Below are 14,931 nucleotides of genomic sequence, written 5' to 3' on the forward strand. Positions count from 1 at the left end.
GTCAGCGCTCCTGTTTGCGCAGCAGGACGGCGGTCATGGCCAGGATGGCCGGCGCCGCCGCGAGCAGCGGCCAGAACTGCGACGACAGGTCGCCCAGGCCGAGCGCCTTGTTGTAGACGCCGCGGCTGATCGCGAGCATGTAGGTGGCCGGGTAGACCGCCCCGATCCACTTGCCGGCGCCTTCCAGCGACGACAGCGGCGTGAGCAGCCCCGAGAACTGCACGACGGGAATCAGCGTGCCGACGATCGTCATGAAGATCGCGGCGATCTGGCTGCGCGTGAACGTCGACGCGAACAGGCCGATGCCCGTGGCCACCACGTTGAAGACCAGCACCGCGGCCGCGAGCGTGAAGAAACTGCCCTTGATCCGCACGCCGAACGCGACGTCGGCCAGCACGACCATCAGCAGGAAGTTCAGCATCGCGAGCATCACGTAGGGCGCCTGCTTGCCGAGCAGGAATTCCGCGCGTGTGACGGGTGTGACGTACAGGTTGACGATCGACCCGAGCTCCCGTTCCCGGACGACGGCGAGCGCCGTCAGCATCGCGGGCAGCATCAGCAGCAGCATCGGCATGATGGCCGGAATCATCGCCGGCAGGCTCCTGACGTCCGGGTTGTAGCGATAGCGCACGGCGATCTCGACGGCCGGCGCGAGCGACGCGCCGAGCCGGCGCTTCGCCTGGTCGCGCAGCCAGTTCTCGTGCATGCCGGCGACGTAGCCGCGGATCGTCTCGGCGCGCATCGGCATCGCGCCGTCGATCCACGCGCCGATCTCGACCCGGCGGCCGTGCGCGACGTCCCGCGCGAACCCGGGCGGAATCTCGATCGCGAGCGACAACTGGCCGTTGCGCATGCGACGGTCGATCTCGCGCTCGTCCGCGAGCGGCGCGCGCGGCACGAAGTAGCGCGAGCCGCCGAGGTTCTGCGCATAGTCCTGGCTCAGGATCGACTGGTCGCGGTCGAGCACCGCGAACGTCAGGTTGTCGACGTCGAGGCTGATGCCGATGCTGATGACGCACATCAGGACGAGCGACCCGAACAGGGCCAGCGTCGCGCGCAGCGGGTCGCGCCGCAGCTCCAGCACTTCCCGCCACAGGTAGCTGCCGGCCCGCGCCGGGCTGAACCACGCGGCCGCGCGGGCGGTGCCGGCCCCGCTGGCGGAGGCCTCGGGCGGCGCGCTCAGCCAGCCCGCGTCGGACGCGGCGTCCATCGGGACGCTGTCCGCACGCTGCGCGTCGGTCAGGTATGCAATGAACGCCTCCTCGAGCGTGCCGGCGCCGCGCATGCGCACGAGTTCCCCCGGCGACGCGCTGGCGAGCACCCGGCCCGCGTGCATCAGCGAGATGCGATCGCAGCGCTCGGCTTCGTTCATGAAGTGCGTCGAGATGAAGATCGTCACGCGATCCTGCCGGGCGAGCTCGATCATCAGCCGCCAGAAGTCGTCGCGCGCGACGGGATCGACACCCGACGTCGGCTCGTCGAGGATCAGCAGTTCGGGCTTGTGCACCATCGCGACCGCGAGCGACAAGCGCTGCCGCATGCCGAGCGGCAGGCTTTCGGGTAACGCGTCGAGTACGCCGGTGAGCCCGAAGCGCCCGGCCATTTCGTCGACCCGCCCCGGCACGTCCGCCTCCGGCACGCCGAACAGGCGCGCATGCAGTACGAGGTTCTGCCGGACGGTCAGCTCGCCATACAGCGAAAACCCCTGCGACATGTAGCCGACCCGCCGGCGCGTGTCGATGTCGTCGGCCGCGACCGGCTGGCCGAACAGCGTCGCCGTGCCTGCGGAGGCCGGCAACAGGCCCGTGAGCATCTTCATCGTCGTCGACTTGCCGCAGCCGTTGGAGCCGAGGAAGCCGAAGATCTCGCCGCGGCGGATTTGCAGGCTCACGTGATCGACCGCGACGAAATCGCCGAACCGCATCGTCAGCCCGTCGGCCTCGATCGCGTAGCCGGCGGCGGGTTCGGGCTGGAACGGCGCGATCCGGATCGGCTCGTGCCCGCGCCGCTGCGCGTCCGGGAGCAACGCGACGAATGCGCCTTCGAGCGTGTCGCACCCGGTGCGGGCCAGCAGCTCGTCCGGGCTGCCGGTCGCCAGCACCCGCCCGGCGTCCATCGCGATCAGCCGGTCGAAGCGCCGGGCTTCGTCCATGTACGCGGTCGCCACCAGCACGCTCATCGCCGGGCGGGCGGCCCGGATGCGCGCGATCAGTTCCCAGAACTGGGCGCGCGACAGCGGATCGACGCCGGTCGTCGGTTCGTCGAGGATCAGCAGGTCGGGATCGTGGATCAGCGCGCAGCACAGGCCGAGCTTCTGCTTCATGCCGCCGGACAGTTTGCCGGCGGGGCGATCCAGGAACGGGTGGAGGCCGGTGCTGCGCGTGAGCGCGTCGATCCGGCGGCGCCGCTCCGCCGCATCGTGGCCGAACAGTCGCGCGAAAAACTGCAGGTTTTCCTCGACGGACAGCGTCGCGTAGAGGTTCCGGCCCAGGCCCTGCGGCATGTACGCGATGCGCCGGCACACGCGCGCGCGATGGCGGCGCGACGACAGGTCGGCGCCGAGCGCCCAGACGCGCCCCTGCTGGATCGCGCGTGCGCCGGACACGAGCGCGAGCAGGCTCGACTTGCCGACGCCGTCCGGGCCGATCAGCCCGACCATGCGGCCGGCCGGGATGTCGAGCGTCACGTCGTCGAGCGCGGCCTTGTCGCCGTAGCGCAGCGAGACGCCGGACAGCCGGGCGACCGGCGCGGGTGCCGGCAGCGTTTCGGTCGCGCCGGCACCGGTATCGGCCGGGAGCGCCGATTTCATTGCGGCACCCGGACGGCGAGGCGCGCCGGCCACGCGGCGTTCGGATCGACCTTCAGCCACGCGACACCCGGCAGCCCGGTCTTGACGAGCTTCAGGTGGCGCTGCAGCAGGTCGCGGTCGATGCGCGCCTTCACCCGGAACATCAGCTTCTGCCGCTCGGTGGCCGTCTCGACCGTCTTCGGCGTGAACTGCGCGGTGCTCGACACGTACGACACGCGGGCCGGAATCACGTATTCCGGCGCGGCATCGAGCACGATCCGCACGTCGGCGCCGAGCGGCACCCGGCCGACGACCGTTTCGGGCAGGAAGAACGTCATGTAGACGTCCGACAGGTCGACCACGTTGACCACCTTGCCGCCGGCCGGCAGCACCTCGCCCGATTCGGCCACGCGATACTGCACGCGCCCGTCGCGCGGCGAGGTCAGGTCGCTGTCCGAGATGTCGGCCTGCACGCGCGCGACGGTCGCCTGCGCGGCCGTCACCGCGGAGTGCGCGGCGACCAGCTGGGCCCGGGTCGCGTCGATCGCGGCCTGGGCAGCCTGCACCTGCGCGCGCGCCGCATTCACGGTCGCCCGCAGGCTGCCGGCGCGTGCGCGATCGTCGTCGAGTTCCTGCATCGACGACGCGCCGTCGCGCGACAGCGTTTCGGAGCGCGCGAGCCGCCGTGTCGCCGCATCCAGTTCGCTTTCCCGCTGGACGACGACGGCCTCGGCCGCCGCCTTGTCGCTGCGCCGCTGCGCGACCTGCGCGTCGATGCTCGCCGCCGTGTTCACGGCCTGCTCCTCCCGGGCGCGCGCCTCGTCGAGTTGGGCCTGCAGGACGACCACGTCCATGCGCGCGAGCGGCTGCCCGGCCTTCACGAAGTCGCCTTCGTCGACGAGCATCGCGGTGACGCGTCCCGGCAGCTTGGTCGCGACGTCGATCTCGGTCGCCTCGATGCGGCCGTTGCCGCTCACGAGGCCGGCATCGGCCTGCCCGTCACGCCAGCGCGTCCATCCGAAATACGTGATGCCGATCGCGAGCACGGCGACGCCTGCCCCGATCAGAAGAGGGCGCTTGAGGGTTTTCATCGTGTGGAATCCGGATTCGTCGATTCGTTGGTCGATTCGTTGGTCGGTCGCGCGGCGCCCGCGCCGCCGTCTTGCGTGGCGCCGCCGAGCGCGCCGTACAGCGCGACGCGGCTCGACAACAGCGCGCGACGCGTCATCACCCATTGCTGCTCCGCGTTCATCAGGTCCCGCTGGGCGTCGAGCACCTCGAGGAAGCGGGTCGCGCCGCTGTCGTAGCGCAGCTTCGCGAGGCGGGCCCGCTCGGCCTGCGAATCCAGCGTGGCGCGCTCGATACGCACCTCGTCGGCCAGCCAGTAGCGGGATGCAAGCGCATCGGACACGTCGCGAAACGCGCTCTGGATCGTCCGCTCGTACCGCGCGAGCGCTTCGTCGCGCTGCGCGTGCGCGAGCGCGAGATTCGAGCGGTTGCGGCCGCCGTCGATCAGCGGCAACGTCACGTTCGGGATCACCGACCAGACGCCGGTGCCGGACGTCAGCAACTCATGCAGCGCGCTGCTGCCCGAGCCGATCGAGCTCGTCAGCGCGATGCGCGGAAAGAACGCGGCGCGCGCCGCGCCGATGTTCGCGCGGGACGCCTGCAGTTCGTGTTCGGCCGCGATCACGTCCGGCCGCTGCGCGAGCAGCGACGAGGGCAGGCCCGGGGCGAGCGACGGCGCGACGGCGTCGTCGTCGAGCGCGAGCGGCGTGCCGGCCAGATCCGGCGGCGCACCGACCAGCAGGGCCAGTGCATCGGCCGCCGATGCGCGCGCCTGTTGCAACTGGGCGCCGAGGGATTCCGCTTGCTGCAGCAGGATCTCCGCCTGCGTCAGGTCGAGGCGCGAGATCGCGCCGGCCGCATGGCGAAGCCGGAAAATCCGCAGCGACTCGCGGCGCGTGTCGATCGTCGCGCGGGTCAGCGCGATGCGCTCGTCGTATTCGCACAGCGTCAGGTACGCGTTGGCGACCGACGTGATCACGCTCAGCGTCGCGGCACGCCGGGCCGCATCGCTCGCGAGATAGCGCTGCAGCGCCGCTTCCTTCAGGTTGCGCACGCGGCCCCAGAAATCGAGCTCCCATTGCGTCTCGGCCAGCCGGACCTCGTAGGCCTGGCCGATGAAAGGGGTGGGCGTGAGGAGCCCGCCCGGCGCGCGAAACCGCGCATAGGCCGCGCCGGCGCCGATCGTCGGCCACTGGTCCGCGCTGCGGATGCCGTAGACGGCACGGGCCTGTTCGACGCGCGCGACGGCCGCGCGCAGGTCGCGATTGTTGGCCAGCGCCTGCGCGATCAGCGCCCGCAGGCGCGCATCGACGAAGTAGTCCTGCCATGCGGGCACCTGCGCGGCCGCGGGCGTGGCGCCGGCCGACGGATCCGGAAAGGCGGCCGGGATCGGCGCGGCGGGGCGCTGGTCCGGCGGGGCGAGCGACAGGCATCCGGACAGCAGGCCGATACTCGTTGCGAGCGCAACGAAACGCCCGTACCGGGAAGCTGCAGTGCGGAACACGACGGGAAGCGCGGTGGCGCGCATGGAAAGCCTCGGCGAATACGGAAACGCGGGGTGGCGCCGCCTCGTGGCGTCGCCGCTTCGGGTTCACTTATATCCGACGATTGACGCTCCTACCCTTGATCTGCATCACTTCCGCGGGAATGCGTTTCGAGCGGTGCTTCGGTTGACAGGCGCGCCGGAACATGGCCCCAGGGCCGGCGGGTTGCGCCGGGCCCGACGCGGTCGCGCGCGTCACGACCGGTCGCCGGGAGCGAGGTTCAGCAGGACGGCGAACGAGAGGATGCTCAGGATCAGCGTGACGATCGAGTATCTGAACACCCGCTCGTCGAACAGCATGCCGTGAATGATGCCGCCCAGCGATGCGAGCGCGATGAATACGCTGAGCGTCGCCAGCGAGATGCGGTATTGCCTGCGGTTCATGACGGTCTCCCGGGGAACGGCGGTCGCAACGATGCGAAGCGTGGGGGCCGCCACGAATGTCGCGGCGCCGCCGGGGTCATGATCGCGTCGCGCCCGGTCGCGCAGTTGATCTGCGTCAACGGAAAAATCGGGATCGAGTGTGTGCGACGGCGGCTGCCGCAAGCACGGCGTTGATTGATCCTCGTCAAACCGCCGGCGCCGCCTTGCGCGATGCTGAATCCGGTGCGGCCCCATCGCCGATCGCGAATGTCGCGACCGGCACGGCCCGACAGGAGACGGCAATGAAGTCCGACGCAGTACTCAAGCAGGATGTCGAGCAGGCGCTGTTCTGGAATCCGGCGGTCGATGCGCGACGGATCGACGTCGACGTACACGACCGGATCGTGACGTTGCGCGGCACGGTCGACAGCTGGGCCCAGAAACTCGAGGCGCAGAAAACGGCGCTGCATGTCGAGGATGCACGCGCGCTGGTGCTCGAACTGAACGTCGCGCCACCGGAGAACGCGTGCGCGGACCAGGAACTGGCGATCGCGATCACGTTCGCGCTCGGCTGGCAGGAGGCGCTGCGCGATCACAAGATTCGCGTCGAGGTCGATCACGGTTGCGTGACGCTCGACGGTGAAGTCGATCATGCATACCAGAGTCGGGCGGCGGAAAAGATGGTCAGCCGGATGATCGGCGTCGTCGGCGTCGCGAACCGGATCAGTGTGCGAACGGATCACACGGTGCCGGACGTCGGCACGCGGATTGCCGAAGCGCTTGCGCGTCGCGCGCGGCGCGAATCCGCGGGCATTGCGATCGACGCGGCCGACGGCATCGTCACGTTGACGGGCAAGGTCGCGTCGCTCGCCGAAAGGCGCGCCGCGTGCGGTGCGGCCGGGTCGGTGAGAGGCGTCCGGGAGGTCGTCGACCGGCTCACCGTCGGCTGACGGCTCGCCAGTGCTGTCTACAGCGAGGAGAAGCAGTCATGAACCGTTCGAATTCCGGCCCCGGCCGACACCCTCTGCGCCACGACAGGCGCATGCAGCCGCATACGAAGGACAGCTACCGCGATCCGAAGCGGCCGAAGGGCGACAGGATCTGCGAAGGCTGCGGCGCCGTTTGCGACGCGGGCCGCTGGACGTGGTACGCGACGCCGCTCGACCGGCGCCAGCTCGAATGCCCGGCCTGCAGGCGCATGCGGGAAAACCTGCCGGCGGGCGAACTGGTGCTGCACGGCGCATACCTGTGCGCGCACCGGGCGACGATTCTCGACCTGCTCGAGCGCCAGGCCATCCTGGAGACGAGCGAGCACGCGCTCGAACGCATCATGGAAATCGAGAAATCCGCCGATACGCTCGTCGTCCGTACGACGGGCGTGCACATGGTGCGACGGCTGGCGGAAGCGTTGCTGCATGCGCATCACGGCGATCTCGCACTCCACTATCGCGATGGCGAGGACATCCTGCGCGCGCAATGGACGCGCAACGACGCATGAACGGAGGTGTGTCCGGCGAGCGGGCCCGAAACGATGAAAAAATCATTCGATTATTCCGGACTGCTGATCCCGTTCGTGTTTGCCGCGCTGGTGGCGTATCAGCTGCTGATGGCCCGGCCGGCAACGACGTCGATCCCGTACAGCGACTTTCACCGCCTGGTCGACGCGCGGCTCGTCGACGATCTGGACATCGGCCAGTCGTCGATTTCGGGCGTGCTGCGCATGCCCGAGGCCGCCGCGAACCTGCCGGCCTCCGACGCGGCCGCCGTGAAGAAGGCCGGGCCGCCATGGCGCTTCACGACCAACCGGGTCGCTGACGATCGTCTCGTCACCGAACTCACGGCCGCCGGCATCCGCTATCGCGGCGTGCCGGATTCGGGCTGGCTGGAAACGCTTGCCGGGTGGATATTGCCGGTGATCCTCCTCGTGACGTTCTGGAGCTTCATGATGCGCAGGCCGGGCGGCGTCCGGGACTTCAGCGGCATGGGCAAGAGCCAGGCGCGCGTGTACGTGCAGCAGGAAACCGGCATCACGTTCGACGACATCGCCGGCATCGACGAGGCGAAGGCCGAACTGCAGCAGATCGTCGCGTTCCTGCGCAACCCCGAACGCTACCAGCGGCTCGGCGGCAAGATCCCGAAGGGCGTGCTGATCGTCGGCGCGCCCGGCACCGGCAAGACGCTGCTCGCGCGCGCGGTGGCCGGCGAGGCGGCCGTGCCGTTCTTCACGATCAGCGGCTCGGCGTTCGTCGAGATGTTCGTCGGGGTCGGCGCGGCACGCGTGCGCGACCTGTTCGAGCAGGCGCAGCAGAAGGCGCCGTGCATCGTGTTCATCGACGAGCTCGATGCGCTCGGCAAGGCGCGCGGCGTCGGCCTGATGTCCGGCAACGACGAGCGCGAGCAGACGCTCAACCAGCTGCTCGTCGAGATGGACGGCTTCCAGGCCAATTCGGGCGTGATCATCATGGCCGCGACCAACCGGCCGGAGATCCTGGATCCGGCGTTGCTGCGGCCCGGGCGCTTCGACCGCCACATCGCGATCGACCGGCCCGACCTGAACGGCCGCAAGCAGATCCTTGCCGTGCACACGAAGCGCGTGAAGCTGGCCCCGGAGGTCGACCTTGCCGAGCTGGCGCAGCGCACGCCGGGCTTCGTCGGCGCGGATCTCGCGAACGTCGTCAACGAGGCCGCGCTGCATGCGGCCGAGCTCGGCAAGCCGGCGATCGGCATGGCCGACTTCGACGAGGCGATCGATCGCGCGATGACGGGCATGGAGCGCAAGAGCCGCGTGATGAACGACGAGGAAAAGCAGACCATCGCGTACCACGAGGCGGGGCACGCGCTCGTCGCGCAAAGCCGCGTGCATTGCGATCCGGTGAAGAAGGTGTCGATCATCCCGCGCGGCATCGCGGCGCTCGGCTACACGCAGCAGGTGCCGACCGAGGATCGCTACGTGCTGCGCAAGAGCGAGCTGCTCGACCGGCTCGACGTCCTGCTCGGCGGCCGCGTCGCCGAGGAGATCGCGTTCGGCGACGTATCGACCGGCGCGCAGAACGACCTCGAGCGAGCGACCGCGCTGGCGCGGCACATGGTCATGCAGTACGGGATGAGCGCGAAGCTCGGCCTGGCGACGCTGGACGACGCGACGCCGCAAGGCGGTTCACCCGGCGTGTGGACGCCGGGCGACGGCCGCTGCAGCGAACACACCGCGCAGTTGATCGACGAGGAGGTGCGCGCGCTGCTCGAAGACGCGCACATCCGCGTCGCGGCGACGCTCGGCGAGCATCGCGACGCGCTCGAACGGATCGCGCGGTGCCTGCTGCAACACGAGTCGATCGATCACGACACGCTGGTGGCGCTCATTACGCCGCCGGACGATCGCGGTGCGGCGCCCGGGCCGGCGCGAGCCGATGCGGAGCCGGTAGCGGCCACGGACACGTCGGCCTGACCCGCGACCGGCGAGCGGGCCGTTCAACAGCCGATGCAGACCGCGCCGTCGCGCGGTTGCGCGGTGTCGTCGGTAACGACCGACGCGAGCCGCGGATCGGGGCGGAACACCGTGATGCCCTTGAGCCGGTCGCGCCACGCCGCGAAGAACAGCGCGTCGACCTGCGCCAGCGAACACTGGCTGTCCAGCGTCACGGTCTTCGAGATGCCGGCGTCGACGCAGGGCTGGAGCGCCGCGAGCATCGCGACGTGATCGAGCGGTGCGATCTCGGCCGCGGTAGCGAAATAGTCCGGCAGCCCGACGCCGTTGCCATGCAGCGCGCGAAACAGCCGGTAAGCATGGTTCTGTACCCGGAACGCGCGCACCTGCCCGTCTGCCGTGCGGACCATCCGGCGCTGCGTCCAGCCGACGGCCGGCTCGATGCCGTTCGAGCAGTTGTCGCAGAACGCGAGACTCACGCTGCCGGCCGGCGCGAACGACAGCAGATGGCTGTTGCGCAGCCCGTGCCGGTCGATCGCGTGATGTACCTTCAGCGGCAGCCGCATCCGATAGGCGGGGCCGGTCAGGTAAGCGGCCGGATCGTAGGCGGGAAACGCGCCGCGCTCGGCGGCCAGCGCGGCCGATGCGGCAAACGCGTGCTCGCGCATCGTCAGCGCGATGCTGCGCGCACATGCGCGCGCCTCGACGCTGTCGTAGCGTAGCCGCAGCATCGTCAGCGCGTCGCCCAGGCCCGTCACGCCGACACCGATGCGCCGTGTCCGCTGCGCTTCACGTGCATGCGCGGCGAGCGGCCATGCGGTGAGGTCGAGCACATCGTCGAGCAGGCGCACCTGGACGTGAACCGCGTCGGCAAGCGCCGTGAAATCGATGCGCGGCTCGCCGCCGATGCCGAACGGATGATGCACGAACCGCGACAGGTCGATCGGCCCGAGCACGCAGCTGCCGTAGGGCGGCAGCGGCTGTTCGCCGCACGGGTTCGTCGCGTCGATCTGCTCGTGCTCGCGCAGCGGGTTCGCGTCGCGGATCGTGTCGAGGAACAGCAGTCCGGGTTCGGCGCTGTCGCGTGCGGCGTTGACGATCGTTTGCCACAGCTTGCGAGCAGGAACCGTCGCATGAAGGTAGTGCCCGTCCTGCCGCCGGGGCGACGCAGCGTCGGCTGCGTGGCGCGGCGCGTGATGGACGAGCGCCCAGGGCAGATCGTGCGCGACCGCTTCCATGAACGCGTCCGTGATGCCGACCGACAGGTTGAAGGTCGGCCAGCGCGATCGCCCGCGCTTGGCCGTGACGAACGCGGCCAGATCCGGATGATCGCAGCGCAGCACGCCCATCTGCGCGCCGCGGCGCGGGCCGGTGAACGGCAGCGTGCGGCACATCGCATCGAAGCGGTCGATCGCCGCGCAGGCGCCACGTTCGGCCGACAGGCGGCGTTCGTACGCGCCGGCGGGCGGCACCGGCGAGAAGTCGTAGCCGATTCCGCCGCCCATCAGCAGCGTGAGCCGGGCGTCGTCGAGCGCCTGCGCGAGCGCCGCGTCGGTGCCTTGTAGCGGCATCTCCACGGGAACCGCGAGCGGGTGGACGAAGCAGTTGATCATCGTTCCGCCTGCCGTCGAGCCGGCATTCGCCATGATGCGGCCGGCGCCGATCGCGCCGCGCTGCAGGTTCAGGAAAAACGTGCGCTCGGCCCGGGCGCGCAGCGCGGGCGGCTCGGCGAGTGACAGTGCATGGGCGACACGCTGGAAGACGGCTGCGCGCGACGTTTCGCCGGGCTGCGCATAGCGCTCGGCGAGCACGGTGGTGCAAAGCGGCTGCTCGTCCATGGCGGGGCTCGGCGACGACGGATGACTCACTGTAAGGGCCTGCCCGCCCGCGTCGTTGATCGAGCGCAATCCGGCGCGGTTGCGGCATCGTTTGACGGTCGTCAACGCGGTGCGAAGGGGCATGCGTAAGGTGGTGTGAGGGCCGGCTTGCGCCGATGGCCGGAACGCGGCACGGCCGCGGGCGGGCGCCGCGCAAGCCCGCGAATCGTGTCTTCCACCGACCACGCGCCATGACCGAGATCGTTACCGTCACATTGAATCCGGCCGTCGATGTCTCGACGTCGGTCGAACATATCGTCGATACGCACAAGCTGCGCTGCGCGCGACCCAGGCGGGACCCGGGCGGCGGCGGGATCAACGTCGCCCGGACCGTTCACCGGCTCGGCGGCGACTGCGTTGCGCTGTACCTGGCGGGCGGGCCGACGGGCGACGTGCTGACGCTGCTGCTCGAAGCCGAACACGTGCCGTCCGTCCGCCTGCGGATCGCCGGCGAGACGCGCGAGAACGTGTGCGTGACCGAGACCGCGACGGGGCGTGAATACCGTTTCCTGATGCCGGGGCCGTCGGTCACGGCCGCCGAGTGGCGCGACTGCGCGGCCCGCATCGCGGCCTTGCAACCCGCGCCGCGTTATCTCGTGCTGAGCGGCAGCCTGCCGCCCGGCGCGCCGGACGACCTGTATGCGACGCTCGCGCGGACGGCCGCCGCGAACGGCAGCCGGGTGGTCGTCGACGCGGCGGGCCCGGCGCTGCGCGCCGCCCTCGACGCCGGTGTCCATCTCGTGAAGCCCAGCCTCGACGAACTGAGCGCGCTGGCCGGTGAACCGCTCGACGAAGCGTCGGCATGCCGGAAGGCGGGCGAGCTCGTCGCGCAGGGGCGCGCCGACATCGTTGCGCTGACGCTCGGCGCGCGCGGCGCATGGGTCGTCACGCGCGAGCGCGCGCTGCGCCTGCCGGGCAGGCCCGCGGCCGTGTGCAGCACGGTGGGTGCCGGCGACAGTTTCGTCGGCGGGATGATCTGGGCGCTGGCGCGCGGCGTGCCGTTCGACGACGCATGCCGGTATGCGCTGGCGGCATCGGCCGCGTCGGTCGAGCATCCCGGTACGGCACTGTGTACACGTGAGGACGTCGAACGGATTCATGCGGAACTGGTTGCGCAGGCACGCGGCACGGCCATGGCGCGAGGTGCGGCATGAGCTTGCGCGCGATCGTCTGGCTGCTGCTGCTGTCGTGCCTGCCGCGGATGGCGTCCGCCGGCGCCGGCACCGGCACGGTCGCGCCCGTGTCGCAACGCGTGCTGATACTCGTCTATCACCGGTTTGCGACGCAACGCGTGGATTCGATGACGGTGCGCACCGGGACGTTCATCGAGCAACTGCACGCGATCGAGGCGAGCGGCTACCGTATCGTGCCGCTCGCCGACGTCGTGCGCTGGCACGACGGCCAGACGGATGCGCTACCGGCGCGCGCGGTCGCGATCACGGTGGACGACGGTCACCGTTCCGTCTACGACGTGCTGCGCCCGCTGCTGGCGGCGCATCCGGTGCCGGTCACGCTGTTCATCTATCCGTCGGCGATTTCCAACGCCCGCTACGCGATGACGTGGGATCAGTTGCGCGCGCTCGGCCGATCCGGTGGATACGATATCGAGTCGCATACCTACTGGCATCCGAATTTCGCCACCGAGCGCGCGCGGCGAACTGAAGCGGATTACCAACGATTCGTCTCGTTCCAGTTGGGCCGGTCGCGCGAGCGGCTCGAGTCCGAAACCGGTCGGCCGATCCGGCTGCTGGCCTGGCCGTTCGGCGTCCATGATGCGCAGACCGACCGGCTGGCCGCTCGCGAAGGCTATGTCGCGGCGTTCACGATCGATGGCCGCCCCGTCCGGCCGACGGATCCCCCGATGGCATTGCCGCGCTATCTGATGACGGATGCGTGCGGCACGCGATGCATGAACGGATTGCTGCAAACCGTAGGGGAGAGGCCGTGACCGGTCACCGGATCGCGGGGTTACCGCGGTCGTTCGCCGATGTCGTCTCCGTCGGGGTTCACGCCGGGCCGGATCCCGTGGAGCCCGCTGCATCGTCGCTGCGTTCCTGCCGCGATGCCCGCCGGCCGGCACGGCGGGATCGGCCGGCCTCTGCCAGTCTCTACTAGCCGGATCGACCATGCCGTGGAATGACGAACGCTATCCGCCGTCGATGCGGAACCTGCCGCCGCCGGTTCGCGGCAAGGCGATCGAGATCGCCAACGCGCTGCTGCGGCAAGGGCGCGCCGAGGGCAGCGCGATCCGTATCGCGATCGCGCAGGCGAAACGCTAGGGGCGGGTGCACGCTGCCTTTCGACCGCGCGGGTGACGGGCGGGGGCGTCAGGTCGATTCAGGTCGTGCTAGGCCGTGCAGGCATGCGGGGCCGGCGTGCGTTCGACGGATGCCGGATGCAGCCGCCCGGTCAGCACGCACGCAAGCAGCACGGCGGCGACTGCGATGCCGTGAAGCGGGTTGCGCAGGCACGACGCGACCTGCTCGCTCCTGCCGACGCCGAACAGGCACCACAGGCAGAAGTGCTCGCAGTTGTTGGTGAGCAGCCGGTAGCGGCATTCGCCGAGGCGCGAGGTTGCGCGCCGCGCCGCTTCCGTGCCGTCGTACGGAGCCCGCGCGTGCCGGACCATCGCGAGACCGAATCCGGCGCAGAAGTCGTCGAGGGAGACGACTTCGACCGGGCCGCCGCCCGGACTGCGTGCCAGGCCCGCGTAGTGGATCACGTTGCCGTCGCCGATGTAGATCCCGTGGTGAACGTAACCGGGGCGCCGGGTCACGAGGTGGGCGCCGACCGGAAGGTCGCGGTGCGGCGCGGCATCGTCGGCGTGGGCTGTGTTCGGGCGAGTCATGGCCAGCTCCTGGATCCGGTGGCGGCCGTGCGGAATACTTGCTTGCGAGCCGCGGTACGCGTTGCGTCCTGTCACGTCTCCAGTATTGGCGGCGGAACATGGCCGGACAATCAGCGCGGCCTGAGCTTGCTGTCCGACGTCGGGCCGCCGTGTCGGAAATTCCCGACGCGCCGCGCAATATCGGCTGACAGCCGGAACGGACAATGGCGTCGCGTCGCCGCGCGTGGCGCGCCGTGCGGGGCCGCCGCGTCGCCCGATCGTGAGCCGCGAGCCGGCTCGCCGCGCCGCTGGCCGGTCGGGTGCAGTTGACCTGCGTCAACCGGAAATCGACGTTCCGCGCGACGCTGGCTTCGTCAACGATGCGAATGCGTCACGTCGCGGCACGCCGGCCGTGACGCGCCCGGACGAACGAGCCGCATCGCCACCCGCGTGCCTGAATCGGGAGAACGAAATGCGGACTGGAATCGTCGGGTCGCTACTGCTGTCGACCTGTTTGATGGCCGCCGCCGCGAGCGTGCCGGCTCAAGCGCTGCCCGAGCCGGTCGAGCGCAACGGTGCCGTGTACATCACGGGCGGCGTCGGCGAGGAGGAAGTCGCGGCGTTTCGCGCCGCTGCGCCGCGTTACAACCTGCGGATCACGTTCACGACGAAGGCCGGTCATTACCTGTCCGACATCGACGTCACGTTGGCGTCCGGCAAGTCGACGATCCTCGACGCGCATACGGCCGGCCCGTTCCTGTTCGCGCGCGTGCCGCCGGGGCGATATACGGTATCGGCGCGCGATCGGGCCGTCCACGAAGTCCGTCACGTCGTCGTGCCGGCGCACGGCGCCGTCGATATGCGGTTCTACTGGCGGAACCCGGACCGGCGCGATGTGATGCGGCTTTGCGGCGGTTGTCCGGGCGCAGGCACGCCCTAGACGCGCATGGCGGCGGCGCAGCGCGTGCCGTTGATCTGCCTCACGCGGCGTTGCGGCGGATTCGCAACAATGTCCGCAGGAATTCGCGTCGCGAGGTGTGC

The 14,931-nt window shown here is 70.2% G+C and carries 13 protein-coding genes; 7 read left to right on the forward strand and 6 right to left on the reverse strand.

Annotated elements, in window-relative coordinates; genetic code table 11:
• Position 1 precedes the first annotated feature (1 nt).
• From rbbA to DPV79_RS14615, 4 genes are all read right to left on the reverse strand, one after another.
• Positions 2-2,809 carry a ribosome-associated ATPase/putative transporter RbbA gene (gene rbbA / locus DPV79_RS14600; protein ID WP_113045755.1) on the reverse strand — a complete coding sequence of 936 codons (2,808 nt, stop codon included), beginning with the start codon at positions 2,807-2,809 and terminating at the stop codon, positions 2-4.
• Positions 2,806-3,879 carry an HlyD family secretion protein gene (locus tag DPV79_RS14605; RefSeq protein WP_021163492.1) on the reverse strand — a complete coding sequence of 358 codons (1,074 nt, stop codon included), beginning with the start codon at positions 3,877-3,879 and terminating at the stop codon, positions 2,806-2,808. Before DPV79_RS14605 ends, rbbA begins: the two co-directional genes overlap by 4 nt.
• The gene (locus tag DPV79_RS14610; RefSeq protein WP_113045714.1) at positions 3,876-5,384 is read right to left on the reverse strand and encodes an efflux transporter outer membrane subunit; all 1,509 of its coding nucleotides are present in this window, start codon (positions 5,382-5,384) and stop codon (positions 3,876-3,878) included. Before DPV79_RS14610 ends, DPV79_RS14605 begins: the two co-directional genes overlap by 4 nt.
• Positions 5,385-5,594: 210 nt before the next feature.
• Positions 5,595-5,783: a DUF2964 family protein gene (locus DPV79_RS14615; protein WP_113045756.1), complete on the reverse strand. Its 189-nt coding sequence runs from the start codon at positions 5,781-5,783 to the stop codon at positions 5,595-5,597.
• 281 nt (positions 5,784-6,064) lie between these two features.
• Between DPV79_RS14615 and DPV79_RS14620 the strand changes: the two genes are divergently transcribed.
• Genes DPV79_RS14620 through ftsH form a run of 3 tightly spaced genes read left to right on the forward strand, consistent with a single transcriptional unit; the run spans position 6,065 to position 9,207 of the window.
• Entirely contained in the window at positions 6,065-6,712 is a 648-nt protein-coding gene (locus tag DPV79_RS14620) for a BON domain-containing protein (RefSeq protein WP_113045757.1), read from the forward strand.
• A 38-nt stretch (positions 6,713-6,750) separates the two neighbouring features.
• Positions 6,751-7,260: a BCAM0308 family protein gene (locus tag DPV79_RS14625; protein ID WP_060129974.1), complete on the forward strand. Its 510-nt coding sequence runs from the start codon at positions 6,751-6,753 to the stop codon at positions 7,258-7,260.
• Positions 7,261-7,293: 33 nt separating this feature from the next.
• A complete protein-coding gene (gene ftsH / locus DPV79_RS14630; RefSeq protein WP_113045715.1) occupies positions 7,294-9,207 on the forward strand; it encodes an ATP-dependent zinc metalloprotease FtsH in 1,914 nt (637 codons plus the stop codon).
• Positions 9,208-9,230: 23 nt separating this feature from the next.
• Here ftsH and DPV79_RS14635 read toward each other — a convergent pair whose 3' ends face one another.
• On the reverse strand, positions 9,231-11,024 hold the full coding sequence (locus tag DPV79_RS14635) for an adenosylcobalamin-dependent ribonucleoside-diphosphate reductase (protein ID WP_113045716.1): 1,794 nt from the start codon (positions 11,022-11,024) through the stop codon (positions 9,231-9,233).
• A 230-nt stretch (positions 11,025-11,254) separates the two neighbouring features.
• Here DPV79_RS14635 and DPV79_RS14640 point away from each other — a divergent pair, with 230 nt between their 5' ends.
• The 3 genes from DPV79_RS14640 to DPV79_RS42655 all read left to right on the forward strand — a co-directional run bounded on the left by DPV79_RS14640 (position 11,255) and on the right by DPV79_RS42655 (position 13,342).
• Positions 11,255-12,217 (forward strand): 1-phosphofructokinase family hexose kinase, encoded by a 963-nt coding sequence (locus tag DPV79_RS14640; protein WP_059491913.1) that lies wholly within the window; start codon positions 11,255-11,257, stop codon positions 12,215-12,217.
• Complete coding sequence (locus DPV79_RS14645) at positions 12,214-13,011, forward strand: polysaccharide deacetylase family protein (RefSeq protein WP_113045717.1); 798 nt, start codon at positions 12,214-12,216, stop codon at positions 13,009-13,011. Before DPV79_RS14640 ends, DPV79_RS14645 begins: the two co-directional genes overlap by 4 nt.
• A 178-nt stretch (positions 13,012-13,189) precedes the next feature.
• Positions 13,190-13,342 carry a DUF2188 domain-containing protein gene (locus DPV79_RS42655; RefSeq protein ID WP_165843513.1) on the forward strand — a complete coding sequence of 51 codons (153 nt, stop codon included), beginning with the start codon at positions 13,190-13,192 and terminating at the stop codon, positions 13,340-13,342.
• A 68-nt stretch (positions 13,343-13,410) separates the two neighbouring features.
• On the opposite strand, the gene DPV79_RS14650 is transcribed toward DPV79_RS42655, so the two are convergent.
• A complete protein-coding gene (locus DPV79_RS14650) occupies positions 13,411-13,911 on the reverse strand; it encodes a lecithin retinol acyltransferase family protein (protein ID WP_113045718.1) in 501 nt (166 codons plus the stop codon).
• Between the two features lie 451 nt (positions 13,912-14,362).
• Between DPV79_RS14650 and DPV79_RS14655 the strand changes: the two genes are divergently transcribed.
• On the forward strand, positions 14,363-14,830 hold the full coding sequence (locus DPV79_RS14655) for a hypothetical protein (protein ID WP_042977969.1): 468 nt from the start codon (positions 14,363-14,365) through the stop codon (positions 14,828-14,830).
• Positions 14,831-14,931: the final 101 nt, after the last annotated feature.

It is taken from the genome of Burkholderia reimsis (assembly GCF_003294055.1).
Classification (GTDB): Bacteria; Pseudomonadota; Gammaproteobacteria; order Burkholderiales; family Burkholderiaceae; genus Burkholderia; species Burkholderia cepacia.

Coding starts and splice junctions, on each gene's coding strand:
- rbbA (WP_113045755.1), bottom strand. CDS start 2,809: ATGAAATCGGCGCTCCCGGCCGATACCGGTGCCGGCGCGACCGAAACG.
- DPV79_RS14605 (WP_021163492.1), bottom strand. CDS start 3,879: ATGAAAACCCTCAAGCGCCCTCTTCTGATCGGGGCAGGCGTCGCCGTG.
- DPV79_RS14610 (WP_113045714.1), bottom strand. CDS start 5,384: ATGCGCGCCACCGCGCTTCCCGTCGTGTTCCGCACTGCAGCTTCCCGG.
- DPV79_RS14615 (WP_113045756.1), bottom strand. CDS start 5,783: ATGAACCGCAGGCAATACCGCATCTCGCTGGCGACGCTCAGCGTATTC.
- DPV79_RS14620 (WP_113045757.1), top strand. CDS start 6,065: ATGAAGTCCGACGCAGTACTCAAGCAGGATGTCGAGCAGGCGCTGTTC.
- DPV79_RS14625 (WP_060129974.1), top strand. CDS start 6,751: ATGAACCGTTCGAATTCCGGCCCCGGCCGACACCCTCTGCGCCACGAC.
- ftsH (WP_113045715.1), top strand. CDS start 7,294: ATGAAAAAATCATTCGATTATTCCGGACTGCTGATCCCGTTCGTGTTT.
- DPV79_RS14635 (WP_113045716.1), bottom strand. CDS start 11,024: ATGGACGAGCAGCCGCTTTGCACCACCGTGCTCGCCGAGCGCTATGCG.
- DPV79_RS14640 (WP_059491913.1), top strand. CDS start 11,255: ATGACCGAGATCGTTACCGTCACATTGAATCCGGCCGTCGATGTCTCG.
- DPV79_RS14645 (WP_113045717.1), top strand. CDS start 12,214: ATGAGCTTGCGCGCGATCGTCTGGCTGCTGCTGCTGTCGTGCCTGCCG.
- DPV79_RS42655 (WP_165843513.1), top strand. CDS start 13,190: ATGCCGTGGAATGACGAACGCTATCCGCCGTCGATGCGGAACCTGCCG.
- DPV79_RS14650 (WP_113045718.1), bottom strand. CDS start 13,911: ATGACTCGCCCGAACACAGCCCACGCCGACGATGCCGCGCCGCACCGC.
- DPV79_RS14655 (WP_042977969.1), top strand. CDS start 14,363: ATGCGGACTGGAATCGTCGGGTCGCTACTGCTGTCGACCTGTTTGATG.